The 26,897-nt window shown below is 60.4% G+C and carries 26 protein-coding genes and 1 riboswitch; of the genes, 6 read left to right on the top strand and 20 right to left on the bottom strand.

Annotated elements, in window-relative coordinates; translation table 11 throughout:
* Positions 1-149: 149 nt before the first annotated feature.
* Positions 150-3,620: a hybrid sensor histidine kinase/response regulator gene (locus AC30D7_RS16735; RefSeq protein ID WP_490134798.1), complete on the top strand. Its 3,471-nt coding sequence runs from the start codon at positions 150-152 to the stop codon at positions 3,618-3,620.
* Positions 3,621-3,743: 123 nt separating this feature from the next.
* Here AC30D7_RS16735 and AC30D7_RS16730 read toward each other — a convergent pair whose 3' ends face one another.
* Both AC30D7_RS16730 and AC30D7_RS16725 read right to left on the bottom strand, forming a co-directional pair.
* On the bottom strand, positions 3,744-5,108 hold the full coding sequence (locus AC30D7_RS16730; RefSeq protein WP_490134801.1) for a DNA recombination protein RmuC: 1,365 nt from the start codon (positions 5,106-5,108) through the stop codon (positions 3,744-3,746).
* Between the two features lie 175 nt (positions 5,109-5,283).
* On the bottom strand, positions 5,284-5,607 hold the full coding sequence (locus AC30D7_RS16725; protein ID WP_490134797.1) for a sel1 repeat family protein: 324 nt from the start codon (positions 5,605-5,607) through the stop codon (positions 5,284-5,286).
* 991 nt (positions 5,608-6,598) lie between these two features.
* Between AC30D7_RS16725 and AC30D7_RS16720 the strand changes: the two genes are divergently transcribed.
* The 3 genes from AC30D7_RS16720 to AC30D7_RS16710 all read left to right on the top strand — a co-directional run bounded on the left by AC30D7_RS16720 (position 6,599) and on the right by AC30D7_RS16710 (position 8,996).
* Complete coding sequence (locus AC30D7_RS16720) at positions 6,599-6,823, top strand: hypothetical protein (protein WP_003204606.1); 225 nt, start codon at positions 6,599-6,601, stop codon at positions 6,821-6,823.
* Positions 6,824-7,098: 275 nt separating this feature from the next.
* Positions 7,099-7,581, top strand: coding sequence for a hypothetical protein (locus AC30D7_RS16715; RefSeq protein ID WP_490134796.1), 483 nt, complete (start codon positions 7,099-7,101; stop codon positions 7,579-7,581).
* A gap of 146 nt (positions 7,582-7,727) precedes the next feature.
* On the top strand, positions 7,728-8,996 hold the full coding sequence (locus tag AC30D7_RS16710) for an OmpP1/FadL family transporter (protein WP_019648172.1): 1,269 nt from the start codon (positions 7,728-7,730) through the stop codon (positions 8,994-8,996).
* Between the two features lie 89 nt (positions 8,997-9,085).
* Here AC30D7_RS16710 and AC30D7_RS16705 read toward each other — a convergent pair whose 3' ends face one another.
* From AC30D7_RS16705 to cobO, 14 genes are all read right to left on the bottom strand, one after another.
* The gene (locus AC30D7_RS16705; RefSeq protein WP_305411662.1) at positions 9,086-9,637 is read right to left on the bottom strand and encodes a glutathione peroxidase; all 552 of its coding nucleotides are present in this window, start codon (positions 9,635-9,637) and stop codon (positions 9,086-9,088) included.
* A 71-nt stretch (positions 9,638-9,708) separates the two neighbouring features.
* Positions 9,709-9,831, bottom strand: coding sequence for a hypothetical protein (locus AC30D7_RS16700; protein ID WP_490134795.1), 123 nt, complete (start codon positions 9,829-9,831; stop codon positions 9,709-9,711).
* The gene (locus tag AC30D7_RS16695; protein ID WP_490134794.1) at positions 9,828-11,036 is read right to left on the bottom strand and encodes an MFS transporter; all 1,209 of its coding nucleotides are present in this window, start codon (positions 11,034-11,036) and stop codon (positions 9,828-9,830) included. The genes AC30D7_RS16700 and AC30D7_RS16695 overlap by 4 nt, the downstream gene beginning before the upstream one ends.
* Before the next feature lie 52 nt (positions 11,037-11,088).
* Positions 11,089-11,493, bottom strand: coding sequence for a MarR family winged helix-turn-helix transcriptional regulator (locus AC30D7_RS16690; protein ID WP_007898923.1), 405 nt, complete (start codon positions 11,491-11,493; stop codon positions 11,089-11,091).
* A 254-nt stretch (positions 11,494-11,747) separates the two neighbouring features.
* Complete coding sequence (locus AC30D7_RS16685; protein ID WP_490134793.1) at positions 11,748-12,479, bottom strand: adenosylcobinamide-GDP ribazoletransferase; 732 nt, start codon at positions 12,477-12,479, stop codon at positions 11,748-11,750.
* A gap of 2 nt (positions 12,480-12,481) precedes the next feature.
* Positions 12,482-13,057, bottom strand: a complete 576-nt coding sequence (gene cobC / locus AC30D7_RS16680; RefSeq protein ID WP_490134792.1) for an alpha-ribazole phosphatase family protein — start codon at positions 13,055-13,057, stop codon at positions 12,482-12,484.
* Positions 13,054-14,109 carry a nicotinate-nucleotide--dimethylbenzimidazole phosphoribosyltransferase gene (gene cobT, locus AC30D7_RS16675; protein ID WP_490134791.1) on the bottom strand — a complete coding sequence of 352 codons (1,056 nt, stop codon included), beginning with the start codon at positions 14,107-14,109 and terminating at the stop codon, positions 13,054-13,056. Before cobT ends, cobC begins: the two co-directional genes overlap by 4 nt.
* The gene (gene cobU / locus AC30D7_RS16670; protein WP_490134790.1) at positions 14,106-14,627 is read right to left on the bottom strand and encodes a bifunctional adenosylcobinamide kinase/adenosylcobinamide-phosphate guanylyltransferase; all 522 of its coding nucleotides are present in this window, start codon (positions 14,625-14,627) and stop codon (positions 14,106-14,108) included. Before cobU ends, cobT begins: the two co-directional genes overlap by 4 nt.
* A gap of 125 nt (positions 14,628-14,752) precedes the next feature.
* Entirely contained in the window at positions 14,753-16,204 is a 1,452-nt protein-coding gene (locus AC30D7_RS16665; protein WP_490134789.1) for a cobyric acid synthase, read from the bottom strand.
* Positions 16,201-17,193 (bottom strand): threonine-phosphate decarboxylase CobD, encoded by a 993-nt coding sequence (gene cobD, locus AC30D7_RS16660; protein ID WP_490134788.1) that lies wholly within the window; start codon positions 17,191-17,193, stop codon positions 16,201-16,203. The genes AC30D7_RS16665 and cobD overlap by 4 nt, the downstream gene beginning before the upstream one ends.
* Positions 17,186-18,094 (bottom strand): adenosylcobinamide-phosphate synthase CbiB, encoded by a 909-nt coding sequence (gene cbiB, locus AC30D7_RS16655; protein ID WP_018925130.1) that lies wholly within the window; start codon positions 18,092-18,094, stop codon positions 17,186-17,188. Before cbiB ends, cobD begins: the two co-directional genes overlap by 8 nt.
* Complete coding sequence (gene bluB, locus AC30D7_RS16650) at positions 18,091-18,741, bottom strand: 5,6-dimethylbenzimidazole synthase (RefSeq protein WP_490134787.1); 651 nt, start codon at positions 18,739-18,741, stop codon at positions 18,091-18,093. Before bluB ends, cbiB begins: the two co-directional genes overlap by 4 nt.
* Positions 18,738-20,138 (bottom strand): cobyrinic acid a,c-diamide synthase CobB, encoded by a 1,401-nt coding sequence (locus AC30D7_RS16645; RefSeq protein WP_490134786.1) that lies wholly within the window; start codon positions 20,136-20,138, stop codon positions 18,738-18,740. The genes bluB and AC30D7_RS16645 overlap by 4 nt, the downstream gene beginning before the upstream one ends.
* Positions 20,135-20,746, bottom strand: a complete 612-nt coding sequence (gene cobO / locus AC30D7_RS16640; protein WP_007936078.1) for a cob(I)yrinic acid a,c-diamide adenosyltransferase — start codon at positions 20,744-20,746, stop codon at positions 20,135-20,137. Before cobO ends, AC30D7_RS16645 begins: the two co-directional genes overlap by 4 nt.
* An 82-nt stretch (positions 20,747-20,828) precedes the next feature.
* Positions 20,829-21,063, bottom strand: a riboswitch (cobalamin riboswitch).
* Between the two features lie 154 nt (positions 21,064-21,217).
* Here cobO and AC30D7_RS16635 point away from each other — a divergent pair.
* On the top strand, positions 21,218-21,802 hold the full coding sequence (locus AC30D7_RS16635) for a hypothetical protein (RefSeq protein WP_019579637.1): 585 nt from the start codon (positions 21,218-21,220) through the stop codon (positions 21,800-21,802).
* Positions 21,803-21,870: 68 nt separating this feature from the next.
* Positions 21,871-23,184, top strand: a complete 1,314-nt coding sequence (locus AC30D7_RS16630; protein WP_490134785.1) for a PQQ-dependent sugar dehydrogenase — start codon at positions 21,871-21,873, stop codon at positions 23,182-23,184.
* A 128-nt stretch (positions 23,185-23,312) separates the two neighbouring features.
* Here AC30D7_RS16630 and AC30D7_RS16625 read toward each other — a convergent pair whose 3' ends face one another.
* The 4 genes from AC30D7_RS16625 to AC30D7_RS16610 form a co-directional block, all read right to left on the bottom strand.
* Positions 23,313-23,849, bottom strand: a complete 537-nt coding sequence (locus AC30D7_RS16625; protein ID WP_490134784.1) for a C40 family peptidase — start codon at positions 23,847-23,849, stop codon at positions 23,313-23,315.
* A 166-nt stretch (positions 23,850-24,015) separates the two neighbouring features.
* Positions 24,016-24,651 (bottom strand): C40 family peptidase, encoded by a 636-nt coding sequence (locus AC30D7_RS16620; protein ID WP_019579634.1) that lies wholly within the window; start codon positions 24,649-24,651, stop codon positions 24,016-24,018.
* 213 nt (positions 24,652-24,864) lie between these two features.
* Positions 24,865-25,569, bottom strand: a complete 705-nt coding sequence (gene hda, locus AC30D7_RS16615) for a DnaA regulatory inactivator Hda (protein WP_007936072.1) — start codon at positions 25,567-25,569, stop codon at positions 24,865-24,867.
* Positions 25,570-25,799: 230 nt separating this feature from the next.
* Positions 25,800-26,873 (bottom strand): AI-2E family transporter, encoded by a 1,074-nt coding sequence (locus AC30D7_RS16610; RefSeq protein WP_490134783.1) that lies wholly within the window; start codon positions 26,871-26,873, stop codon positions 25,800-25,802.
* Positions 26,874-26,897: the final 24 nt, after the last annotated feature.

Here is a 26,897-nt window from a genome sequence, read left to right as displayed (position 1 = left end):
AGGCTCGTAGTGACGACCAGGATCTGACGGATACACAACCTGCGACACCCCGCCACGCCACGACCTTGGTCGACACTGACTAACTCAGGCGGTCATGCGAGACTGTCTGGATCGGGCGCAGTCCCGGATGTCTTTTGTCTGGAGTTCCCATGTCGCTGTCCACCGGGCTGATCGCCACTGTCGCCCTGGCCTATATGGCCATCCTGTTCGCCATCGCCTTTTACGGCGACCGTCGCAGCACGCCGTTGCCGCCACGGGTGCGTGCCTGGGTGTACAGCCTGTCACTGGCGGTTTATTGCACCAGCTGGACGTTCTTTGGCGCCGTGGGCCAGGCGGCCGAACAACTCTGGTCATTCCTGCCGATCTACCTCGGGCCGATCCTGCTGCTGGTGTGTGCGCCGTGGGTCCTGCAAAAAATGGTGATGATCAGCAAACAGGAGAACATCACCTCCATCGCCGACTTCATCGCCGCCCGCTACGGTAAATCCCAGTCCCTGGCGGTAGTCGTCGCGCTGATCTGCCTAGTCGGCGTACTGCCCTACATCGCCTTGCAGCTCAAGGGCATCGTGCTGGGCGTGAACCTGTTGATCGGCGCCGGTGCCGACGCCATGGGCACACGTGCCCAGGACACTGCGCTGATCGTATCTTTGGTACTGGCGCTGTTCACCATCGTCTTCGGTACCCGCAACCTCGACGCCACGGAGCACCACCGCGGCATGGTGCTGGCGATTGCCTTTGAATCGCTGGTCAAGCTGTTTGCTTTTCTCGCAGTCGGCGCGTTCGTGACCTACGGCCTGTACGACGGTTTCGACGATCTGTTCGACCAGGCCATGCTCGCCCCGCGCCTGGAAGCGTACTGGAAGGAAACCATTAACTGGCCGTCCATGGTGGTGCAGACCGGTGTGGCGATGATGGCGATCATCTGCCTGCCCCGGCAGTTTCACGTGACCGTGGTGGAGAACATCGACCCCCAGGATTTGCGCCTGGCCAAGTGGGTGTTCCCGACGTATCTGGCGCTGGCGGCGCTGTTTGTGGTGCCGATTGCACTGGCCGGTCAGATGTTGCTGCCCAGTTCGGTGCTGCCGGACTCATTCGTTATCAGCCTGCCTCTGGCCCAGTCTCACCCTGCCCTGGCGATGCTGGCGTTTATCGGCGGCGCTTCGGCGGCCACCGGCATGGTGATCGTCGCCAGCGTGGCGCTGTCGACCATGCTCTCCAACGACATGCTGCTGCCATGGTTGCTACGGCGCAACAACGCCGAGCGGCCATTTGAAGTGTTCCGCCAGTGGATGCTTTCAGTGCGCCGGGTGAGCATCGTGGTCATTCTGCTGCTGGCCTACGTCAGCTATCGCCTGCTGGGCTCGACCGCGAGCCTGGCGACCATCGGCCAGATCGCCTTCGCCGCCGTGACCCAACTGGCTCCGGCCATGCTCGGTGCGCTGTATTGGAAACAGGCTAACCGTCGTGGCGTGTTCGCCGGGCTGGCCACCGGCACGTTCCTCTGGTTCTACACGCTGGTGTTGCCGATTGCCGCCAACAGTCTCGGCTTGCCCTTGAGCAGTTTTCCGGGCCTGGCCTGGCTGCAAAGCAACCCGCTGAACCTGCCGATCACGCCGCTGACTCAAGGTGTGGTGTTATCCCTGGCGGGTAACTTCACCTTGTTCGCCTGGGTCTCGATGCTGTCACGCACGCGGGTTTCGGAGCACTGGCAGGCCGGTCGTTTCATCGGCCAGGAAATCAGCCCCCGCCCCAGCGCCCGCTCGATGCTGGCCGTACAAATCGACGACTTGCTGCAACTGGCCGCCCGTTTTGTCGGCGAAGAACGGGCCCGTCAGAGCTTCATCCGTTTCGCCTACCGTCAGGGCAAAGGCTTCAACCCGAACCAGAACGCCGACGGTGAATGGATCGCCCATACCGAACGCTTGCTGGCCGGTGTACTCGGCGCCTCTTCGACTCGGGCGGTGGTAAAAGCCGCCATCGAAGGTCGGGAAATGCAACTGGAGGATGTCGTACGGATCGCCGACGAAACCTCGGAAGTGCTGCAGTTCAACCGCGCCCTGCTGCAAGGCGCCATCGAGAACATCACCCAGGGCATCAGCGTGGTCGACCAGTCGTTGAAACTGGTGGCCTGGAACCGGCGTTACCTGGAGCTGTTCAACTACCCCGACGGTTTGATCAGCGTCGGCCGGCCGATTGCCGACATTATTCGCTACAACGCCGAACGCGGCCTGTGTGGCCCCGGCGAAGCGGAAGTGCATGTCGCCCGCCGCTTGCACTGGATGCGTCAGGGCCGCGCCCATACCTCCGAGCGACTGTTCCCCAACGGCCGAGTGATCGAGCTGATCGGCAACCCGATGCCCGGCGGCGGTTTCGTCATGAGTTTCACCGACATCACTGCGTTCCGCGAGGCCGAACAAGCGCTGACCGAAGCCAATGAAGGCCTTGAGCGGCGGGTCGCCGAACGGACCCACGAACTGTCGCAACTCAACCTTGCCCTGACCGAAGCCAAGGGCACCGCCGAATCGGCCAACCAGTCGAAAACCCGTTTTCTGGCCGCCGTCAGCCATGACTTGATGCAACCGCTGAACGCCGCGCGGCTGTTCTCTGCCGCCCTCTCCCATCAGGAAGAAGGTTTGTCCGGCGAAGCGCAGAAGCTGGTTCATCACCTGGACAGCTCACTGCGTTCGGCCGAAGACCTGATCAGTGATCTACTGGATATTTCCCGCCTGGAAAGCGGCAAGATCAACCCTGATCGCAAGCCCTTCGTGCTCAATGAGTTGTTTGACACGCTAGGTGCCGAGTTCAAGGCATTAGCTCAGGAACAGGGGCTGAAATTCCGCGTCCGGGGCAGCACGCTACGGGTCGACAGCGACATCAAACTGCTGCGCCGGATCCTGCAGAACTTCCTGACCAATGCCTTCCGCTACGCCAAAGGCCCCGTGCTGCTAGGTGCTCGGCGGCGCAACGGCGAGCTGTGCCTGGAGGTCTGGGACCGTGGGCCGGGCATTCCGGAAGACAAACAACAGGTGATTTTCGAAGAGTTCAAACGTCTCGACAGCCACCAGACCCGGGCCGAGAAAGGTCTGGGCCTGGGACTGGCGATTGCCGATGGGTTGTGTCGCGTGCTGGATCACACGTTGCGCGTGCGCTCCTGGCCGGGTCGCGGCAGCGTGTTCAGTGTCAGCGTGCCGTTGGCTCGGGCACAAGCCTCGACGCCGGCCAAGGTTGCCGAGCTCAATGGTCACTTGCTCAGCGGTGCACAGGTGCTATGTATCGATAACGAAGACAGCATCCTGATCGGCATGAACAGCCTGCTCACGCGCTGGGGCTGCCAGGTCTGGACCGCGCGCAACCGTGATGAATGCGCAACGCTGCTCAGCGACGGGATGCGTCCGCAGTTGGCGCTGGTGGATTACCACCTGGACGATGGCGAGACCGGTACCGACTTGATGGCGTGGTTGCGCACGCAACTGGGCGAGCCGGTGCCGGGAGTGGTGATCAGCGCCGATGGACGGCCGGAGACGGTGGCCCGGGTGCATGCAGCGGGTCTCGATTACCTGGCCAAACCGGTTAAGCCGGCGGCATTGCGGGCGTTGTTGAGTCGGCATTTGCCGTTGTAGTACGGCAGGTCGGATTCCTGGAGTGGGGCAAATGACGTTTTCGCGAGCAAGCCCGCATGGTTCACCATTTGTGCAACAACGCAAATCCACTGTGGGAGCGGGCTTGCTCGCGAAGCTTTTCGGCTACTCGGGCAACTCGGCCAAGCCATCGACATCCGTCATCGCCCGCTCCAGCAGATCCGCTGGCAAGCTCTTGCTGGCCCGCGCGCCAAGCAACTTGAGTTGTTCGCTGCGACTGACCAGGTTGCCACGGCCCTCTGTCAGCTTGTTGCGGGCAGAGCTGTAGGCCTTGTCCAGTTGCTGCAAGCGATTGCCGACCTCATCCAGATCCTGAATGAACAACACGAACTTGTCGTACAGCCACCCCGCGCGCTCGGCGATTTCCCGGGCGTTCTGGCTCTGGCGCTCTTGCTTCCACAGGCTGTCGATGACCCGCAAAGTGGCCAGCAACGTGGTCGGACTGACGATCACGATGTTGCGGTCGAAGGCCTCCTGAAACAACGTCGGCTCAGCTTGCAACGCTGCGGAAAACGCTGCTTCGATCGGGACGAAGAGCAGGACGAAATCCAGACTGTGTAAACCATCGAGCCGCTTATAGTCCTTGCCGGCCAGGCCTTTGACATGATTGCGCAGGGACAGCACGTGCTGCTTGATGGCGATCTGGCCGATGCCGTCGTCTTCGGCGGCCACATATTGCTGATAAGCCGTGAGGCTGACCTTGGAGTCGACCACGACCTGCTTGTCGCCGGGCAGGTAAATAATCACATCCGGCTGGAATCGCTCGCCATCCGGCCCCTTGAGATTGACCTGGGTCTGGTACTCACGCCCCTTTTCCAGGCCCGCATGCTCAAGCACCCGCTCGAGAATCAGCTCACCCCAATTGCCTTGGGTTTTCTGCCCTTTCAAGGCGCGAGTGAGGTTGGTGGCTTCATCGCTCAGGCGTAGGTTCAGTTGTTGCAGCCGCTCCAGTTCCTTGGCCAGGGAAAAGCGCTCGCGGGCTTCGGCCTGATAACTTTCTTCGACGCGTTTTTCGAATGACTGGATGCGCTCCTTCAACGGATCGAGCAATTGCCCCAGACGCTGCTGACTGGTTTCGGCAAAACGCTGTTCGCGCTCGTCGAAGATCTTGCCCGCCAGCTCGGCGAATTGCGCGCGCAACTCGTCTCGCGAGCCTTGCAGGTCGTTGAGGCGCTGCTGATGGCTTTCCTGCTGCTCACGCAACTCGGCGTTGAGGGAGGCAGCCTGGGCATCGAGGCGACGCAGCTCAGCTTCTTTGCCGGCGCGCTCAATGTTCCAGGCGTGGGCTGCGTCGCGAGCATCATCGCGTTCGATCTGCAGCAGTTCGACTTCGCGGCGCAGGGCGGCCAGATCGGCCTGTTTAGCGGCGTTGGCCTGGCTCAGGTCAGCAACTTCATCACGACAGGTGTCGAGTTGGGCACTCAAGCCGTCCTGCGTCAGTTGGGCCATGGCCAGGCGCTCTTCCAGCAACGCCAGTTCGGCCTGCCCGGCACTCGCCCGACGCTGAAGTTGCCAGGCCAGTACCAGTAATGGCAGCGCAGCGCCCGCCAGCCCCAGCAATGCGCTGGTCAAATCCATCGCCATAGCCACTCCTGCCGATTAGATAAAGCGTGAAGGTTAACCAAGGCGTCAGGTCTTGGACAGCTCAGTCTTCGATCAGGCCGAGCTCCTGCCGGGCGCGTCGGTCCCCTGCACGTGCGGCCTGGCGCAACAACTCCTGGCCAATACGGCGATCCCGGGCGTTCCCGCATTCGCGGCACATCAATTGACCGAGACGGCTTTGCGCGGCCACCACCCCTTCACGGGCAGGCTGCTTGAGCAAACGTCCGGCGAAGTGTTTGACGTTGGGGTTTTCGCCCAGGCGCGGGCTGTCCAGTAGCCACTCGGCCACACGCATTGAAAAGCGCTTGGGTGGGTTAATGCTGGAGGATGTTGAAGCAGCGGAGACTGGTACTGAGCGAAACTTCATAAAGCACTGTGGGGCGAATCGGAAGGCGCGCCACTCTACTCTTTTTTTCGCACAGGTAAAGTCGAAAAAAGCCTGCACGCCCGTCCTAGAGCAAGCGCTCGGGACAATCCACAGAAGCTGTGGATAACTCAGTGGACAACCGCCCTTGAACTCGCGCAAAGCCGTATGGAATGGGGCTCGCAGTCAAACTGACGATTTTTTCACCAGTAAAAAAAAGCGATGTTTTTCATTGACTTAAATTTTCGTTACAGGCACCCACCCTCGATGAAGCAAGGATGACAGTGGGATGACCATCCCTGCAACTTATGTGCACAAGTACCTGCGAGATGGTTATGTCGGTGCGCTTTTTCGGCACGTTTTTTGGTAACGCCTGGGGATAAACCCGGCAACCCGTGCCACAGATTGATCCTGGCTCGATCGCCCTCTCGGATCAACGGCCGGTTTTTGGGCTATTGCAGGGCACGTGTCGACTGATGACATTTTCCGGCCGCTCTTGCGGATGTGATTGACCGGCACTCCAGCGTTTTTTTGTGACCGGGCTTCCCTTCGCTCATTCAATCCGTTAGTATCCGCGGCGTTAGTACCAAGCTGAAAGTCAATTCTGGTCGAACAACTCCCCCCGGTCAGCCTTCCCTGAGAGAAGCCTTCACCGACAAAGCGGGATCGACCACCTCGATGGTTTCCAGGTAAATCTTGCGCCAACACAGCCTTTGAATCGAAAGCAAAGGGTGTTGCGAAGTTCACTTACTCTGACCGAACCAACCTGCAAATTGATCAGGATCTTCACCCCGGGCCCAGAACCTTTGCCCCTGATGTGTTGCCTGCCCTCCTAAGTACCTACCTGCCAGCCCAAGCGCGCCAACTTATCAGCGCTTCAAACTGGCTGCTTTGTTCCAGTCGGGTTCTTCGTTCGACCAATGGTGGTCGTCGTCACTGGAACGTTTTAATTTTGCACGGTTCTTATCCGTGTCGCTTGTAGGAACACCCGATTATGTCTACTCAAATCCACGCCCAGGATGCCATTCGCACCCTAACCAACGCTTTTGCACCAATGAACTGCCTGATCATGGCCGCTCGCAAAGGCTGCTTCAGCTTTACCCTGGTCAACGAACACGGCATCGCTCGTCACAGCGAACGCCTGTACCCCGATCAATACTCCAGCGCCGAACCGCTGCAGGCTGTGATCGAACGTACTCGCCAGGCACTGGTTGCCTGAGGCACCAGAAAAGCTGAAAACCTCAAAGGCCCTGCTGAAAAGCGGGGCTTTTTATTGCCCGATATTTCGATTTTTGCCCCTACTGCCTAAGCACTAACCGATATAACGGTTATAACTCGAAGCCGGAAATATTTTAAAAACAGTCCTTTACAGCAAAATAATGACACTACACTTCAACTCAAGCGGCTTGATCCGCTTCCGGCGAGCCTGATTCGATCCACAGCTGCCAAGGCCCCCTTCAGGTATCGCCGACCACTTGATGTTTCGAGGGCATTATGGGTATCGCTGCCAGCGAACTGTGCCGTTATGTGATCCGTCCGACATTGATTTACCTCGGACGCCATAGCGCAACTGCCGAATCCCTGCTGCTGGGCATCGCCGCCAGTCAGTCAGCCCTTGGTTCAGCCCTGCATGACCGCCGTGGACACGGCCTGTACCGGATCGCCGAACCCCGCCACCAGGCTCTCTGGGATCACTACCTGGCCCTGGACCCGGAACGGGCGAGCCTGGTCCGCGGCCTGGCCAGCCAGCACGCTTTTCTCAGCGGACCGCACCTGGAATTGACCGTTAACCTGCGTTACGCCACCGCCATCGCCTGGCTGCTGGTAGAAGAACAGAACACCCCCCTCCCCGCCTCCGATGACTTGTTGGGAATGGCCCGAATCTGGCGCCAGATCTTCCAGCCCCAAGGTCGTCTGCGAGATTTCACCTACGCCTGGCAAACCTGTGTTTCACCAATGAATCAGGTCGCCTGCTGACCCGCCTGTTTGCAAAGTTCGCATAACTTGTCGCGATTCTGGTCGGATTGTCCTACAAAACCGCTCTAAATCAAGCGATACAGGCTATGGCGTCCGGACGAAAATGTTGGTAATTTTCGCCCCGGTGATCACCAGGAGTTCTAATAATGAAAAAAGTAATGCTCAAAACCACCCTTAGCCTCGCCGTTGCCTTGGCATCCACCCAGATCTTCGCCAGTGGCTTTGCCCTCAACGAACAAAGCATCAGCGGGATGGGGACAGGTTTTGCCGGGCGATCTTCTTCTGCCGACGACGCATCCACTGTTTTTGGTAACCCAGCCGGCATGTCTCGCCTCAAGCGCGAACAAGTGACCGGCGGTGTTGCATTTATCGACGCGCACGCTGACATCAGTGATGCCAGCTCCCGCCCGAATGGTGGTACCAACAAAGGTGACATGGTCCCTTTCATGGGCGTGCCCATGGGCTACTACGTAAAGCCACTCGATGACCAGTGGGCAGTCGGTTTCGGCGTCTACGCTCCATTCGGTCTGGTGACCGACTACGAGAACGGCTTCGCCGGCCGTTACTTCGGCAGTAAAAGCGAAGTCAAAATCGTGACTCTCCAGCCAACCATCAGCTACGCCTTCAACGACAAGGTGTCGATCGGTTTCGGTCCGACCATCAACCGCATTGACGGCACCCTGGAATCGAACCTGTCGCTAAACCCGCGCGCAGCGGACGGTAACGTCAAGATCAAAGGTGACGACACCGCGCTGGGGTATAACATCGGCATCTTGGTACAAGCGACCGACAGCACTCGCGTTGGCCTGACCTACCACTCGAAAGTGAAGTACAAGCTCGAAGGTGACACCAAGGTCAACTACAGTCTCCTCGGGGCTCTGGGTCAGAACCCTAACCAGAAGTACGATGCATCCCTGGACATAACGACTCCTGAATCGGTTGATATCTCGCTCACTCATCAACTGGATGACAAGTGGACCCTCTACGCGGGCAGCACTTGGACTCGCTGGAGCCGCCTGAAAGAAATCTCCGTTGAGAACAGTGGCGTTCCTGCTGCCCTGAACGGCCGTTTTGGTACCATCACCGAAGAACAGAACTGGCATGACACCTGGGCTCACGCCATCGGTGCTTCGTACCAGTTGAACAAACAATGGGTTCTGCGTACCGGTCTGTCCGTCGACCAAGCACCAACCAACAACGAAAACCGCTCCCCGCGCATTCCAACTGGTGATCGCAAGATTTTCAGCCTGGGCGCCGGCTGGAGCCCGACCGACGACCTGACCATCGACGTAGCGTACTCGTACCTGCGCGAAGAGTCGGTCAAGGTCAACAACAGCAACGGCCGCCAGAGCTACAACGCCAAGTATGAAAACTGGGCGAACGGTTTCGGTGTAGGCGCGACCTACCGTTTCTGATCATTCACGACGAACCTGAACCCCTCGCCGCCTGAATTGAAAAAGCCCCGCACTCTTGTACAGAGGCGGGGCTTTTTAGTGCGCGTCGATCAGGGTTTCGAGGCCAGGGCTTTCTCCACCGCCTCGATGAACTCGGGATTGTCGGGCTTGGTCAAGCTGGAGAAATTGGCGATCACGTTGCCTTGGCGATCGACCACGTATTTGTAGAAATTCCACTTCGGCGAACTGCTTTGCTCGGCAAGGACCTTGAACAAATGCGTGGCGTCATCGCCGCGGACTTTCTGCGGTTCGGTCATGGTGAAGGTCACGCCGTAATTCACATAACAGACCTTGGCAGTCTCTGCACCATCCTTGGACTCTTGCCTGAAGTCATTGGATGGAACACCGACCACCTCAAGCCCTTGATCCTTGTAGCGCTGATACAGCGCCTCAAGACCTTTGAACTGCGGGGCGAAGCCACAGAAGCTTGCGGTATTGACCACCACCAACGGTTTGCCGGCGAAGCGCTGGCACAAATCGATGGATTCCTTGGCGCGCAGCTTCGGCAATGAGCCTTGCAACAGCTCCGGGCATTCTGCTGCCTGAGCCAGTCCGGAAAAAACCATCAGCAACGCAGGAACTGCAAGCCAGCGCATCGGCATGTCGGTGCATCCTTGAGCAATCGTCAGAACGCGAAACTACTCGCCTTCGCCGCTCGCTAGCAAGCAGCTTGCTAGCAAGCCCCCATGCCCAGCTGCATCAATGCCAGACCACCCTGACGCCAGCCCCACCAAGCCAGGGCCAGCAGCAATGCGCCGACGGCGATGGCAGCCATCCGCGGCCAGAGACTGTTCATGCAGCACTCACCTGGGTTCGCAGGCGCGCCACCGGCTGCTCCCGTACTGGCCAGTTCAGGGCTGCGGCCATCAGACTCAAGAGAATCGCCACCTGCCAGATCAAGTCGTAGCTCCCGGTTCGGTCATACACCACTCCACCCAACCAGCCGCCGAGGAACGAGCCCAGTTGGTGGAACAGGAAAACAATCCCACCCAGCATGGACAGATTTCGTACACCGAACAAGGTTGCCACCGTGCCGTTGGTCAAGGGTACCGTCGACAACCAGAGGAAACCCATGGCCATGCCGAACAAATAGGCCGTGACCTGAGTGACGGGCGCCCAGAGGAACAGCGCAATCACCACCGCCCGCAACAGATACAGGCCGGTGAGCAAGCGCGGCTTGGACATCCGCCCGCCAAGCCAGCCTGCAGTATAAGTACCGAAGATATTGAACAGCCCGATCAGCGCCAGCACCGTGGTGCCGACGGAGGCTGGCAGGTGTTGATCCACCAGGTACGCCGGCAGGTGCACACCGATGAACACCACTTGAAAACCGCAGACAAAAAAGCCGAACGCCAACAACCAGAACCCTGAATGGGAGCAGGCTTCGTGTAGCGCTTCAGAGAGGGTTTGCTCATGCCCGAGCACCGGCAACGGTTTGTCTTTAAGCATGCTCACCAGCGGCACGATCAATGCCACCAGCAGGCCCAGCACCAGCAATGCCGCCGACCAGCCCAACCAGCCGATCAGCCCTAGCGTACCGGGCAACATGGCGAATTGACCGAAGGAACCGGCAGCGCTGGCGATCCCCATGCCCATGCTGCGTTTTTCCGGTGGTACGGCACGGCCGACCACGCCGAGGATCACCGAGAACGAGGTGCCGGACAGACCGATACCGATCAACAACCCGGCACTCAAGGACAAGGTCACCGCCGAATCGGACAGCCCCATGAACATCAGGCCCAGGGCGTACAGAACACCACCGATCAACACCACCTTCGCGGCACCAAAGCGGTCGGCCAATGCACCGGTGAATGGCTGCGCCAGGCCCCAGATCAGGTTCTGCAGGGCAATGGCGAAGGCAAATACTTCGCGGCCCCAGCCGAATTCGGCACTCATCGGCGCCAGAAACAGCCCGAAGCCGTGTCGCACCCCCAGGGACAACGCCAGAATCAGCGCACTGCCCAACAGCACCCAACCGCACGTACGCCACATCGATGTCATTATTATTCTCCGGTAGCGGGTATATACCCGCTTAAGATCGAAAAAACTGGCCTCAAGCCAGTTCGTCCAGCAGTTTCAGCAAGGTTTCACGCTTCTCGGCACCCAGACGGTCGATCAACCGCTGCTGCGCCGCTTCCCAGGCCGGCAAGGCCGCCGCCAGACGTTCGCGCCCTGTCTCGGTGAGCAGGACGATGCGATTGCGCATGTCTTCGCCCTCGACCAGCGTCACCAGACCTTCACCCTCCAGCACCCGCAGATTGCGCCCCAGGGTGCTGCGATCCAGGCCCATGGCCTCGGCCAGCGTCGAGATGCTCGGCTGATCCAGACGTTGCAGATTGCACAGCAGAGAATACTGGGCAACGTTGATCCCGAAGCCATCGAGAGCGCCGTCGTAATGCCTGCTGACGCCACGAGCGGCGCGACGCAGGTTAGTGCACAAACATTGAGAAGGAAGCATGGTGCGTGTATATACCCGCGGTTAAATGAAAGCAAATATTTCGACACATTTTACCTGTAGCAGCTGGCGAAGCCTGCGTTCGGCTGCGCAGCAGTCGTAAAATCAGAACTTGCGGTGCATCAGGCAGACCGCCTCAGCCGAACTCGCGACTGCTTCGCAGCCGAACGCAGCCTCGCGAGCTCGGCAGCTGCTACAAAGAGCGTGCTGCACCTGAATCCGCTTAGCGGGCTGACAAGCCTCGCCTCTACGAAAATTCAGAGCAGCGCCAATCCCACCAGCAACGCCACTTCCAGCAACTCCAGCAACGCCCCTGCCGTATCGCCAGTCGTCCCGCCCAATCGCCGCATCATGACTTGCCGCAACCAGACAAACACCACAGCTGCCAGCGCAAGCGCCCACACACCGCTGAGGCCCGCGATCAACACACACGCCACCGCACTGATCACCAATACCTGTTTCCCGGCCAAACGCGGCAGATGATCGGCCAGCGCCTGCCCCAATCCACCAGGACGCACGTAAGGTGTGGTCAGGAATAATCCCAACAGCGCGCTACGAGCAATCAGTGGGGCGATGATCAGCACCACGCTGTGCTGCCGCTCGATCAACGCCAGCAACGCAGCGAACTTGAGCAGCAATACCAGCACCAGCGTTACCACCGCGATCGGCCCGCTACGCGGGTCTTTCATGATCGTGAGAGTGCGCTCACGGTCGCCATAACCACCGAGCCACGCATCGGCGCTATCGGCCAGGCCATCCAGGTGCAACGCTCCGCTGAGCAACACCCACACAGTCAATAACAGTGCGGCATGAAGCAACAACGGCGCGCCCTGCAACAGCCCATTCAGCGCCCACAGAATGGCGCCGAACAGCACGCCGACCAGCGGATAAAACAGCAGCGACCGGCCCAACTCCTCGGGCGTCGGCATGCCCGGCAGGCGAATCGGCAGGCTGCTGAGAAATTGCAGGGCGATCCAGAACGGCAACATGATCAGATCACTTCCCTTAACAAGGCGCCGGATTCAACCGTCAACGAGAACAACGCGCCATGGCCGACCTCAACGTTGAGCAACTGCTCACGCGGCAATCCGCGCGCTTGCGCCAGCAACAATCGCATGACGCCGCCATGGCTGATCAGCAGGACCCGCTCACCCGCATAGGCCGCGTGCAACCGCTCAATGGCCGCCAACACCCGAGTCGAAAAGTCGGCAACCGGCTCACCATCAGGCGGCGTAAACGAATAGGGATCGGCCCAGAACAAGCCCAATGCCTCGGCACTGGTTTCCATCAGCGCCGCGGCGCTCTGCCCTTCCCAAGCGCCGAAGTGCAGCTCTTGCAGATCCTTTTCCAGCTGCACCGGCAACCCCAGTTGCGTCCCAAGCTCTTCAGCAAAGCGTGCGCAACGCTGCAACGGCGAGCTGACCAAGCGATCCCAAGGGCCCTGCTCGACCACCGCAGCGCGCATCTGCTCCCAGCCCTTGCCGGTCAGCACATCGTCGAGGCTGCCACGCAGGCCGCCACCGAGTTCGGTTTCGCCATGACGCAACAGGTCCAGGCGCAAGGTCATGCCGGGCGATCCGCCACTGCGGCTTCGGCGAATGTTGCCATCTGCCCGTGCAGGTCGCAGGCCAGGCGCAGCAATGGCACGGCCAACGCCGCACCACTGCCCTCGCCCAACCGCAGGCCGAGGTCCAGCAACGGCTCGGCATTCAGGGTTTCCAGCACATGGCGATGACCCGGCTCGGCACCACGATGACCGAACAGCAACCACTCACGACAGGCCGGATTCAGACGCACCGCCACCAGCGCGGCGACGCTGCAAATAAACCCGTCGACCAACACCGCGACACCTTCCTGAGCACAAGCCAGGTACGCGCCAACCAGCGCAGCGATTTCGAAACCGCCGAGGTTGAACAAGGTTTGCAGCGCATCGCCATGCTGAGCGCCATGCAACGCCAAGGCGCGCTCGATAACCTGGGCTTTGTGGCTGACACCCGCCGCGTTCAATCCGGTGCCCGGCCCGGTCAGGTGCACCACCGGGCAATCGAGCAAAGCACAAGCCAACGCGCTGGCCGCCGTGGTGTTGCCGATGCCCATTTCGCCACCGATGAACAATTGCGCGCCTGCTGCAATGGCGCGCTGCACACTGTCGCGACCAGCCTGCAAGGCGAGTTCGCCCTGGGCCTGAGTCATCGCCGGGCCCTGGACGAAATTCGCCGTGCCCGGGCCGATGTTCAGGTGACGCACACCCGGCAGATTCAACGACGGCGTAACGGTGCCGAGGTCGACCACTTCAAGGGACGCCCCCAACTGCCGCGCCAACACGCTGATCGCCGCGCCGCCGCTGACGAAGTTGTGCAGCATCTGCCCGGTGACTTCCTGCGGAAACGCCGACACGCCTTCGGCGACCACGCCATGGTCACCGGCAAAAATCGCGATCCACAGCTGATCGAGGGTCGGCTTGACCTGCCCCTGCAACCCGGCCAGTTGCACCGCCACCGCTTCGAGCTGGCCGAGGGAACCGGCAGGCTTGGTCAGTTGCTGTTGACGCGCCAGCGCCTGTTCGACCACTTGCGCATCGATTGGCTTGCATGGGTTCAGCCACCAGGAGTGAGTCATAACGCAGTTCCTTTCAAAGTCAGGGGCAGGCCGGCGACGGTCAGGACGACACGTTGGCAGCGCTCGGCCAGGGCTTGATGCAGCCAACCGGCTTCATCGACATAGCGGCGAGTCAATTCGCCCAGCGGCACGACACCCATTCCGGTCTCGTTGCTGACAAAAATGATTTCACCCGGCAACGACGCCAGGCAGTCCAGCAGGGCTTCGCGCTCGGCCGACAGGCGCTCGGAGTTATCGAGCATCAGCAGATTGGTCAGCCACAGCGTCAGGCAATCCACCAGCAGGCAACGGTCGGAACTGGCGCTTTCGCGCAACACGCGGGCCAGTTGCAGCGGTTCTTCGATCAACGCCCATTCGGCCGGACGGCGGGCACGGTGATGGGCCACCCGCTCGTTCATTTCACCATCCAGAGGTTGGCTGGTGGCGATGTAGGTGACGTGGAGCTGACTGCCTGTCGCCAGCTTTTCAGCCAGACGACTTTTGCCGGAGCGGGCGCCGCCGAGGATCAGTTGCAGCATGGTTCATTCCTTCAAATGTGCGGTGTAGTGACGGGTCTCTTCGCGGGCAAGCCTCGCTCCTACACGGAATATGCGTTTCCCCTGTAGGAGCGAGGCTTGCCCGCGAAGGCATCCTCAAAATCACCTCAAAAACCGCAGAGCTCACGCAACAGCGAGGTATCCAGATGCTTCTCCACCAGATCCGCCAACCGCTCGATATCGCGCTCGCGCAACCCGTGGTAATCCACTTCCTGCACATCCTGCAAACCGGCCCAGCGCAACAGCGCACTGCACGCGGGTGGTGATTCGAACAAGCCATGCAGATAGGTACCGAAAATCTGCCCATCCGCACTTTGCGCACCATCGCAGCGACCATCGTCCAGCTGCACGGCGGCATTTTCCAGCGCCGGCCCGGTGGTCACGCCGGCATGAATTTCATAGCCGCTGACCTGCGCATCTTCCAGTGCCAGACGCCCACGTACGTTGCGCAACTGCTTCTCTTCTTCAAGCTGCGTTTCGAACGCCAGCAAACCCAAACCGGTACTGGAACCCGCTGCGCCTTCGAGGCCCAGAGGGTCATGCACCTGCTCACCGAGCATTTGCAGGCCACCGCAGATTCCCAGCACTTTGCCGCCGTAGCGCAAGTGCCGTGCGATTGCCGAGTCCCAGCCATTGCTCCGCAGGTACGCGAGGTCGCTGCGCACGCTTTTCGAGCCAGGGAGAATTATCAGGTCGGCCGACGGAATTGCCTGGCCGGGGCCGATGAATTGCAGGTCCACTTGCGGATGCAGACGCAGTGGATCGAAATCGGTGTGGTTGCTGATGCGCGGCAGTACCGGCACCACCACTTTAAGCACTTGCTGGACCTTATCGGTCTGACGTTGATCGAGGCCGTCCTCGGCCTCCAGGTGCAGGTCCATCACATAAGGCAACACGCCGATCACTGGTTTGCCGGTGCGCGCTTCCAGCCAGTCCAGACCTGGTTGCAGCAAGGCGATGTCGCCGCGAAAACGGTTGATGATGAAGCCTTTGACCCGCGCCTGTTCACTCGGCGACAGCAGCTCCAGCGTACCGACCAAATGCGCGAAAACCCCACCGCGATTGATGTCGGCAATCAGCACAACCGGGCAGTCCACCGCCTCGGCAAACCCCATGTTGGCGATGTCGCCGGCGCGCAGGTTGATCTCAGCCGGCGAGCCCGCCCCTTCAACCATCACCAGCGGATACGCCGCGCTCAGCCGTTCATGGGAGGCCAGCACCGCCTGCATGGCGATGGTTTTGTAGTCGTGATAGGCGACCGCATTCATGGTGGTGACGGCGCGACCATGGATGATCACTTGGGCGCCGGTGTCGCTGTTGGGCTTGAGCAGCACCGGGTTCATGTCGGTGTGCGGCTCAAGGTTTGAAGCCTGGGCCTGTACCGCCTGAGCGCGACCGATCTCGCCACCGTCGGCGGTCACCGCACTGTTGAGGGCCATGTTCTGCGGCTTGAACGGCACCACGCTCACGCCTTGGCGCGTGACCCAGCGACACAGCGCCGTCACCAGCGTGCTTTTACCGGCGTCGGAGGTGGTGCCCTGCACCATCAACGTTGTCATGGGTTTTCCTTGGCATAGGTTTGCAGGGCTTGTTCGAGGCGCGACCAGTCCGCTTCATCCGCAGGTAAACCAAAACGCAGGCTGCTGTTGTGGGTGAACAATCGCAGCAGAATGCCGCGCCGGGCCATGAATTCATGCAGCGCTTCGGCGCGCTCGGTGATCAGCCACTGGAACAACGCGCAACCGCCCTGAGGCTTGAAACCATACTGCTCAAGCAGCAACGCCAGACGCTCGCCAGCTTCGTCAGTGCGAATGCGCTGTCGGGTGTGCCCGTGCGTATCCGTCAGGCAAGCCTGGCCCAGTACGCGGGTCGGCCCACTGACCGCCCAGGGTCCGACCTGCTCGGCCAACAGTTTGAGCAACTTGCGCTCGGCCAGCACAAACCCTAGCCGCACACCGGCCAGGCCGAAAAACTTGCCGAAGGAACGCAGCACGATCAAGCCGATCTGGTTGGTGAACGGCGCCAGACTCAAATGCGGCGTGTTGTCCATGAACGCCTCGTCCACCACCAGCCAGCCACCGCGCTGGGCCAGCCGCGCATGCCAATCCAGCAGGCGAGCCGGGGTCAGGCTCAGGCCCGTGGGATTGTTCGGATTGACCACCACCAGCACGTCGAGGTTGTCGAGATAGAAATCGACTTCCGACTCCAGGACTTCACGCACGACATAACCGTTGCGGCGCCAGGCTTCGGCGTGCTCGGCGTAACACGGCGACAGCACGCCGACCTTGCCGGCCCGGCGCAAGCGCGGCAGCAACTGAATCGCCATTTGCGAACCGGCCACGGGCAATACCTGAGCCGCACCGTAATAGTCGCAAGCGGCCTGCTCCAGGCCGTCATCGGTTTCCGGCAGACGCGCCCAGGCCCGCAGCGGGATGTCCGGGACCGGGAATGGCCAGGGCGCAAGACCACTGGACAGGTCGAGCCAATCGGCCTCCGCGATGCCGTATTCGATTGCCGCCTTGCGTAACCGGCCACCGTGCTCAAGCATAGAATTCAGCCCCCACGCAGAGAATCAGCAGCCATAACCATACCCCGCGCTGGACCAATTGCCAGCCACGGTCGATGGAATCGGCATCCGCCGGCACGCCTTCGCCCAACTGCGGACGCTGATGCAGTTCGCCGTGATAAATCGCCGCCCCGCCCAACTCGACACCCAACGCACCGGCACCAGCCGCCATCACCGGCCCGGCATTCGGGCTGTCCCAGGTCGGCCCCTGGGTGCGCCAGCATTTCAGCGCCAGTCGGGTTTTGCCCAAGAGTGCGTAGGTCAACGCCACCAAGCGTGCGGGAATGTAGTTCAGGACATCGTCGATCTTTGCGGCAGCCCAGCCGAAACGCTCGAAGCGCTCATTGCGATAACCCCACATCGCATCCAGGGTGTTGCTCAGACGATAGAGCACCACACCGGGCGCACCCGCCACGGCAAACCAGAACAGTGCGGCGAACACCGCATCGCTGCCGTTCTCCAACACCGACTCGGTGGCGGCGCGGGCGACTTCGGTTTTGTCCAGTTCGCTGGTCTGGCGGCTGACCAGATAACCGACACGTGTGCGCGCCTCGACCAGATCATCGCTGCGCAGAGCCTTGGCCACTGGCTCGACATGTTCGCCGAGACTGCGCATGCCGAGGGCACAATAGAGCGCGAGAATCTCGACGATCCAGCCAACGTAAGGTGCCCAGGACAGCGCGGTGACCAGCAAGGTCAACGGCACGACCGCCATCACCCAGGCTGTCACCCCGTGACTGCGCCAGCCGCGGCCAGCGGAGTTGAAACGTTGTTCGATGCGATCGGCAAAACGACCGAACGCCACCAGCGGATGCCAGCGTTTGGGTTCACCCAGCAGCGCATCCAGCGCGACCGCGGCGACACTCAACAACGCCACACTCATTGACTCACTCCCCAATAATTTTCATACAGCAACTCGTTGAGCGGACGCGCCTGCGCCCAACCTTCGAGTACCAGCATCGGCGCCGGATAGAATTCCTTGACCGGTCCCAGGCAAAGAACAGCCAAGGGTTTGGCCCCGGCCGGTAAACCCAGTAAATCCGCCAGGGCTTGCGGCTCGAACAACGACACCCAGCCCATGCCCAACCCTTCGGCGCGGGACGCCAGCCACAGGTTCTGGATGGCGCAGGACAGCGAGGCCATGTCCATTTCCGGCAACGTACGACGGCCGAAGATATGCCGTTCGCGATCGTCCATCAGCGCAGCGACCAACACCTCGGCGCAGTCGTTGATGCCTTCGACCTTGAGCTTCATGAATTCGTCAGAGCGCTCGCCGAGGGCTTCGGCGGTGCGGATGCGTTCTTCTTCCACCAGTTGCTGGATCTTGCCGCGCAGCGCCCGGTCGCTGATGCGGATGAACCGCCAGGGCTGCATCAGGCCGACACTCGGCGCCTGGTGCGCGGCTTCGAGCAGGCGCCTCAGTAACTCGGGCTCGACCGTGCCGCCGCTGAAGTGGCGCATGTCGCGGCGTTCTGCAATTGCGCGATAAACAGCTTCGCGTTCGGCTTGGTTGAATGCGTTGTCCGTCATGGCCTCTTCGCGAGCAGGCTCGCTCCCACATTAGAAGACGTGATGCCTGAAGAAACGCGGTCCATTGTGGGAGCGGGCTTGCCCGCGAAGGCGGCCTCAAGGTCGGGCACAAAAAGCGCAGCAATCGCCGATGGATTGGAGGGAAAATAAAAGTGCACATAAGAGGCCGTCATCCGCCCCTCACGATAAACCGCCTCCGCCCCGCGCCCGCCATTGGGGCTCAAGCCACGCGCAATCGGCTCAAGCTCGGTGCTGGTCAGCGAGTGGTGATAAGTGTGTCCACGCAGCAAACCTTCAGGCAGTTCCACCGCCTGCAAGGCCAACGCCGCCAAACGCTTCTGCATCACCGCATCACCGGTCAGCAAGCCAACCAGTTCAGCGCGAGTGCCCTCGACGTCGGTCAACGAGTCCAACAAGTACAGCATGCCGCCACACTCGGCCAGCAACGGTTTGCCCGCTGCGTGATGAGCGCGGATGGCGGTCAGCATTGGCGTGTTTTGTGACAACGCCACATGGTGCAATTCAGGGTAACCACCCGGCAGATAAAGGCTGTCTGCCTCCGGCAACTCGCGGTCGCGGATCGGCGAGAAGAAAGACAACTCGGCGCCCATCGCCCGCAGCAGATCCAGGCTCGCGCCGTAGGTAAACGCAAAGGCTTCGTCCCGGGCCACGGCAATCCGCACACCGGCCAGCAATGGTTCGGCGGCGATCACTTCAGGTGCGGCGAACTCCACGGCAGGCGGTAACGCCACGTCGCAACTGCTGGCCAGCGAGGCGGCGGCGGCATCGAGGCGCAGATCGAGATCATTCAATTCGCTGGCCTGCACCAGGCCGAGGTGCCGACTTGGCAATTCGATGCCGGTTTCCCGGGACAACGCGCCGTACCAACGCAAGCCTTCTGTCAGACTGCCTTCGAGCAATTGCGCATGACGCAGGGTGCCAACCCGGTTGGCCAACACACCGGCAAACGGCAAATCCGGCTGATAGCGAGCCAAGCCCAGGGCCAGTGCGCCAAAGGTCTGCGCCATCGCGGTGCCGTCGATCACGCCGAGCACTGGCACACCGAAGTGCCGCGCCAGATCGGCGCTGGACGGCGTACCGTCGAACAGCCCCATGACACCTTCAATGAGAATCAGGTCAGCTTCGCCAGCGGCTTCCCACAACAGGCGACGGCTTTCCTGCTCGCCGACCATCCACATGTCCAGTTGATAGACCGGTGCACCACTGGCGCGCTCGAGAATCATCGGGTCAAGAAAGTCCGGTCCGCACTTGAACACGCGCACCTTGCGCCCCTGATTGCGATGCAAACGGGCGAGCGCGGCGGTGACGGTGGTCTTGCCCTGACCGGAGGCCGGCGCGGCAATCAGTACCGCCGGGCATTGACGTGGTTGACTCACAACTCGACGCCTTTTTGCGCTTTGATCCCGGCCTGGAAGGCGTGTTTGATCATGCCCATTTCGGTGACGGTGTCAGCCAGTTCGATCATCTCCGGTTTGGCGCCACGGCCAGTGACCACCACATGCTGCATAGGCGGACGGGCCTGCAAGTCGCTGAGCACCTGATCAAGATCGAGGTAACCGTGCTTGAGGGCGATGTTCAATTCATCGAGTACCACCAGGCCAATCGACGGATCGCTCAACAGTTCGCGGGACACCGCCCACGCAGCTTCGGCGGCGGCGATGTCACGCTGGCGGTCCTGGGTTTCCCAGGTGAAGCCCTCGCCCATCACATGAAAACGCACCTGCTCCGGAAAGCGCCGGAAGAACAGCTCCTCGCCGGTGCTGCTGCGCCCTTTGATGAACTGCACCACACCGCACTGCATGCCGTGCCCCATGGAGCGCGCGAGCATGCCGAACGCCGAACTGCTCTTGCCTTTGCCGTTGCCGCTCAGCACCAGCAGCAGGCCGCATTCATTCGGTGAATTGGCGATGCGTTCGTCGATCACGGCTTTTTTGCGCAGCATGCGCGCCAGATGGCGTTCGTCACGATCAGGGGTATCAGTCATGGGGGGAGCTCTCCGTTGAGGCTGGATAACGGCGGGCAGGCACAAGAATAGACGGCAAGAAGCCTGGCATCGCCCACCGTGATGCCGCTGAATGGATCAGGCCGGTCTCCGGGCTCATGAGCGGCGATTGGCCCGACGGCGCGCCTTCCCATGCCAAAAATAGACACAGTGGCTCAATGCGCAGTCTTCACTCATTTACCGTTGCGGGGGCAGCGCCGGGATCGTAATCATTCTTCGCTGGAAGAAATCCACTCACCGGCTTCCCTGTTTCACTCTGTCGACCAAGGCCACAGAGCACCTGAAACAAGCCGCGAAGGTTAGAGGGTTGGGGGTGGAGCGTCAATTAAAGACGGGACGCCTTGCGGCGAATAACTGCCGCCGATCAATTATCTGACGCCAATCTTGTGCCACACTGCCAGCAGTGATATCAAAGAGCCACAACCTCATAACACAATAACAAGGGTGAGCCACATGCAAGGCATGATCATCAGCAATCCGAAGCTGGAATTCCTGCGCCCGGTCCTGGAACGCTGGTTTGACTGTATCGACCGCTACAACGCCGTGCGCGGCGATAACGATACGCCTTACTGGTACGACGAAAACGCCAACCTCGGCCTGCTCTCTGCCGCAGCCTGGATGGCGGAAATGGTCACGCTGCAGCAAACACCGTCGCGCAAACAGACCGAAGAAGGCGAACGCAACGCCCGCGCCGATCTATTTATCGCCACCAGCGAAGAACGCGCGTACCTGCAGGCCACCCAGCGCTGGCCACGGGTCAATAGCTTGAACCTGACGCAGGCACTGGCGGACATCACCAGCGACGCGAAGCGCATCAGCTACGCCAGCGACCTGAAACTCGGCTGCCTGTTTGTCGCCCCACAAAAAGCCCAGCACAGCGCCACCCCGGAAGAACTCCAGGACATGCTCGACGACCTGCAAAAGGAACACACCTGCGCGGTGGCCTGGTATTTCCCTTACGCCTACCGCAAGTTGCGCAATGAAGCCGGCAATTACCATCCGGGGATCGCCGTGCTGTTCAAGGAAGCCCGCGGCTGACCGGTTGAACCATCGGGTGTTTACGCTTCTCTATGATTACGTCAATGCATTCATAGGGAAAATCAGTAATGCGCAAACCCCAGCTCGTGTTCATCATCGCGCTCGCCGGAGGGCTCGCCGCCTGTGGTGAAACCTCCAGCCTGCAAGTCTCGGACGGCACCGGACCGTCGCCCAAGCTGCCGGAACCGAACAAAACTCTGATCCCGACGGTGAACATCGCCCCGGCGATCGGCTGGCCTCAAGGTAAAAAGCCCGTCGCCGCCGCAGGCACTCAAGTAGTAGCGTTTGCCGAAGGCCTCGAGCATCCGCGCTGGCTCTACGTGCTGCCCAACGGTGACGTACTGGTGGCCGAAACCAACGCGCCGGCCAAATCCGATGACAGCAAAGGCATTCGCGGCTGGATCATGGGCAAAGTCATGGGCCGCGCCGGTGCCGGCGTCCCCAGCCCGAACCGCATTACTCTGCTGCGGGACAAGGACCACGACGGCGTCGCCGAAACCCGCACGGTGTTCCTGGAAAACCTCAACTCGCCTTTCGGCATGACCCTGGTCGGCAATGACCTGTATGTCACCGACACCGACCGCTTGCTGCGCTTTCACTATGAAAACGGCGAGACAGCGATCAAGTCGCAGCCAATCAAAGTAGTCGATTTGCCGGGCGGCACGCGCAATCACCACTGGACCAAAAATGTCATCGCCAGCAAGGACGGCAGCAAGCTGTACGTCACCGTGGGCTCGAACAGCAACGTCGGCGAAAACGGCATGGATCAGGAGGAAGGTCGCGCGGCGATCTGGGAAGTGGATCGCGCCACCGGCAACCATCGAATCTTCGCCTCGGGGATTCGCAACCCGAACGGCCTGGCCTGGGAGCCTCAGAGCGGCGCACTGTGGACCGCCGTCAACGAGCGGGATGAAATCGGCAGCGACCTGGTGCCGGACTACATCACTTCAGTGAAGGACGGCGGGTTCTATGGCTGGCCTTACAGCTATTACGGTCAGCATGTCGATGTTCGCGTCGAACCACAAAACCCAGATCTGGTCGCCAAGGCCATTGCACCGGACTACGCAGTGGGGCCCCATACCGCATCGCTGGGCCTGACGTTCGCCGAAGGCAGCAAGTTGCCCGCTCCGTTCACCCAAGGTGCCTTTATCGGCCAGCATGGCTCGTGGAACCGCAAACCGCACAGCGGCTACAAAGTGATTTTCGTGCCGTTCAGCGCCGGCAAACCGAGCGGGCAGCCGCTGGATGTGCTTACCGGCTTCCTCAACGACGAGGGAAAAGCCATGGGTCGGCCGGTGGGCGTGGTGATCGATCAGCAGGGCGGCTTGCTGGTGGCGGATGATGTGGGGAACAAGGTGTGGCGCGTTTCCGCGGCCAAGTAAAGTCTGTCCGTAAGAGCGAGGCTTGCCCGCGAAAGCGGTGTGTCAGTCGATATCAATGTTGACTGTGCTGCCGCCTTCGCGGGCAAGCCTCGCTCCTACAACTCCGCCAGAGCGATCATGACAAACCCCTAGGGATTATGTGCCAAGTGTTCAGGTTGCAAGACGCGCTTGGCGCTCAGATAGGCTTTCTGCCAATAAGCTTTGGACAGGCTGTCCAGTTTGACCGTGCCGCCCGTGGCTGGCGCATGAACGAAGCGCCCTTCGCCGACATAGATCCCGGCATGACTGACCTGAGAGCCACCATTGGTGGCGAAGAAAATCAGGTCGCCGGTTTGCAGGCCTTCCTTGCCGACGTTGGGAGCCTGCATGCCGATCATCTCGCGTGTGGACCGCGGCAAGGAAATGCCTGCGACATCGCGATAGACGTAACCGATCAAACCGCTGCAATCGAACCCGGAATCCGGCGTGTTGCCGCCCCAACGATAAGGCGTCCCCACCAGACCGAGCGCGCGAAACAACACGTCTTCTGCCGCAGGGGAAAAGGCTTGGGGAGAACCGAAAACAATCGGTGCGCGAACCACCGGCGCAGATGGCGGTGTGCGGCTGGCGCAGGCGCTGAGCAGCGCTGCGAAGAACATGAGTGCGAGGCGGGCCGACATCGTCATAAGCAGAACATCCTGATCTGGCTGCGGCTTTTTTCTGCCACTAAGGCAGAAAAGAAAACCGCCTGCGCAGAACGCAGGCGGTTTGCCATCAATAATAGATCAGGATTCTAGCGGCTACGCGGCAAACTTCAAGTAAGACTTTAAGTTCGCCTTGTAAACTGTCCGCTTATTTGCGCGCAGTGACGATAGGCGCTGCAGCCGGTGCCATTGCGAGTGCACGCTTGGCTTCGATGAAGGTCTTGCTCCAGTAGCTGTCGCCCAGGCTATCGACCCGGACACCACCGCTTTTGCGGCTGCTGGAGTGGATGAACTGGTTGTCACCCACGTAGATCCCGGCGTGACTGACACGACCGCGACGGCCATTGGTGGCGAAGAACAGCAGGTCACCCGGCTTGAGGGCGCTGCGAGCCACCAGCGGAGCGTCAACGTTGATCATTTCGCGAGTGGAGCGCGGCAGGTTCATGCCAGCCTCTTCACGAAACAGATAACCGATGAAACCGCTGCAGTCAAAGCCAGCCTCGGAGGTGCCGCCGAAACGGTAACGGGTACCGATCAGGGACATGCCACGTTCGAGAATGCTGTCGGCCAGAACCGGAAGCTGGTACGACTTGCCGCCGGCGAAGTCTGCCAGTTCTTTATTGGTTGCCAGCTCTTCCTGGAAAAGAACGGAAGAAGACTGTGCGGTAACTGAATTTGAAACCTGATGCTGTGGCTCTTGCTGGGACACTGGAGAGTGAGCAGCGCAACCGAACAACAGGGTGACGAGTGCGAGAGGCACGAGGGGTGCGAAGCGATTTAGCATGGGCACGACCGTGGCTGATAGTTGTAAAGAAGCCGAGACTATGCCCGCTATCGATCTCATTTGCAAATTCAATCGATCTTTATGTGACTTATCGGTTTCTCGTTTCCATCTAAGCGCTTAAGCCCATTTTGAACCTTTGCGCAGCCTGCCCCCTGCAGGAAAGCGGATTTGTTGACGCCTGGAATATGCCGGAACCCGCGAAAAACCTGGCCTTTACCAGCCCAACGTCTCTTTCAGGAACGGGATTGTCAGCTTGCGCTGAGCTTGAAGGGAGGCCTGATCGAGGCGTTCAAGCAGCTCGAAAAGTGCACTCATGCTGCGGGTACCGCGAGTCAAAATAAAATGCCCGACTTCGTCAGTCAGGTGCAGTCCACGACGGGAAGCGCGCAACTGCAAGGCACGCAATTTGTCTTCGTCAGAGAGCGGACGCATCTGGAAGATGAGCGCCAGTGTCAGCCGAGACTTGAGGTCCGCCAGTTTCACCGGCAGTTCGCGCGGGGATGTCGAGGCGGCGATCAGCAGACGCCGACCGCTGTCACGTAGACGATTGAACAGATGGAACAACGCCTCTTCCCAATCAGCTTTTCCGGCGACCGCCTGCAAATCGTCCAGGCAAACCAGTTCGTATTGTTCGAGGTTGTCGAGGATTTCGATGCCACGGTCCATCAACTCGGCCAGCGGCAGATACACCGCCGGTTCACCCATCTGCTCGAAACGCAGGCAAGCCGCCTGCAACAAATGCGTGCGCCCCACCCCGTGCTTGCCCCAGAGGTAAATCAGGCTTTCCGTCCAGCCGGCGTCGGCTTCGCACAGCCGCTCGACATAGCCGAGTGCAGCGGCATTGGCGCCTGGGTAGTAATTGATAAAGGTGGCGTCATCACGCAGACGCACACCTAGGGGCAGCTGAATCGGTTTCATGCTGACTGAACAGTTCCAAAGGAACCGTTAGTGGCCTCTGTGTAAAGTTTGCGAAGTTTATACCCGTGAAGCTGACGGCACAATGCGACAGACCACAAGCAAAATCAAAGGTTTGCGTTAACATGCTGGTTTTATGACAGTTTCTTTGGCGGTGCATGTGACAGCTGCGCGAGGGATACGGGCAAACCCGGCGTGAAACCAGGCTGCCCGCGACGAGCGATCAAGAAGCCTTACAGCTCAGGGTCATCGACGCCGCCATAGATATCCGAATCTTTATACAAATCATGCACATGGCGCACCAGGACCATGATCACCGCCGCCACCGGCAATGCCAGCAGCACACCGGTAAAACCGAACAGCTCGCCGCCGGCCAGAATCGCGAAGATCACCGCCACCGGGTGCAAGCCAATCCGGTCGCCCACCAGCAACGGCGTCAGAACCATGCCTTCCAGCGCCTGGCCGACCATGAACACCGCGACGATACCGACCATGGGATACAGATCGCCGCCGAACTGGAACAGACCGGCAATCAACGCCGCGCCAATCCCGATGACAAACCCCATGTACGGCACGATCGCCGCCAGACCGGCAATCAGACCGATCAGCAGCCCCAGCTCCAGCCCGACGATCATCAAGCCAGCGGCGTAGATCACACCCAGTGCCAGCATCACCAGCAACTGTCCGCGCACGAACGCCCCAAGCACTTCATGACACTCCCCGGCCAGGGACATCACGCGCTCCTCACGATTACGTGGCAACAGGCTGCGGATCTTGGCCATCATCAGGTCCCAGTCGCGCAGCAGATAAAAACTCACCACCGGGATCAGCACCAGATTGGCCAGCCAGCCAATCAGCGCAAGGCCTGAAGCCGTCGCCTGACTCAGCACCACGCCGACAATGTCGGTGGTCTGGCCCATGTGCTCGCTGATCGCCGCCTTGAGTTTGTCGAACTTCCAGAAGCCTTCCGACAAGCCCAGCTTCGATTGCGCCCACGGCAACGCAGTGTGCTGCAACCAGTCGAGCATCTGCGGCGCCAGTTCATACAAGCGAAACAGCTGCTTGGCGAGCATCGGCACCAACACCAACAACAGCGTGGTTAGGACCATCGTGAACAACGCGAACACCGCCACCACGCCCCATGTCCGGGACAAGCCGAGCTTCTCCAGCCGATCCACCAGCGGGTCGAACAGATAGGCCAGCAACAGCGCCACCAGGAACGGCGTCAGGATCGGATGCAACAGGTAAACAAACGCGCAAAGCAGGACCACCCCACCGAGCCAGAACCAACGCCGCGTATCGGCCATGTACCACTCCTGCTTCTATATAAA

The organism is Pseudomonas sp. DF5, assembly GCF_058148225.1.
This window is presented reverse-complemented; position numbering and strand designations above follow the sequence as displayed.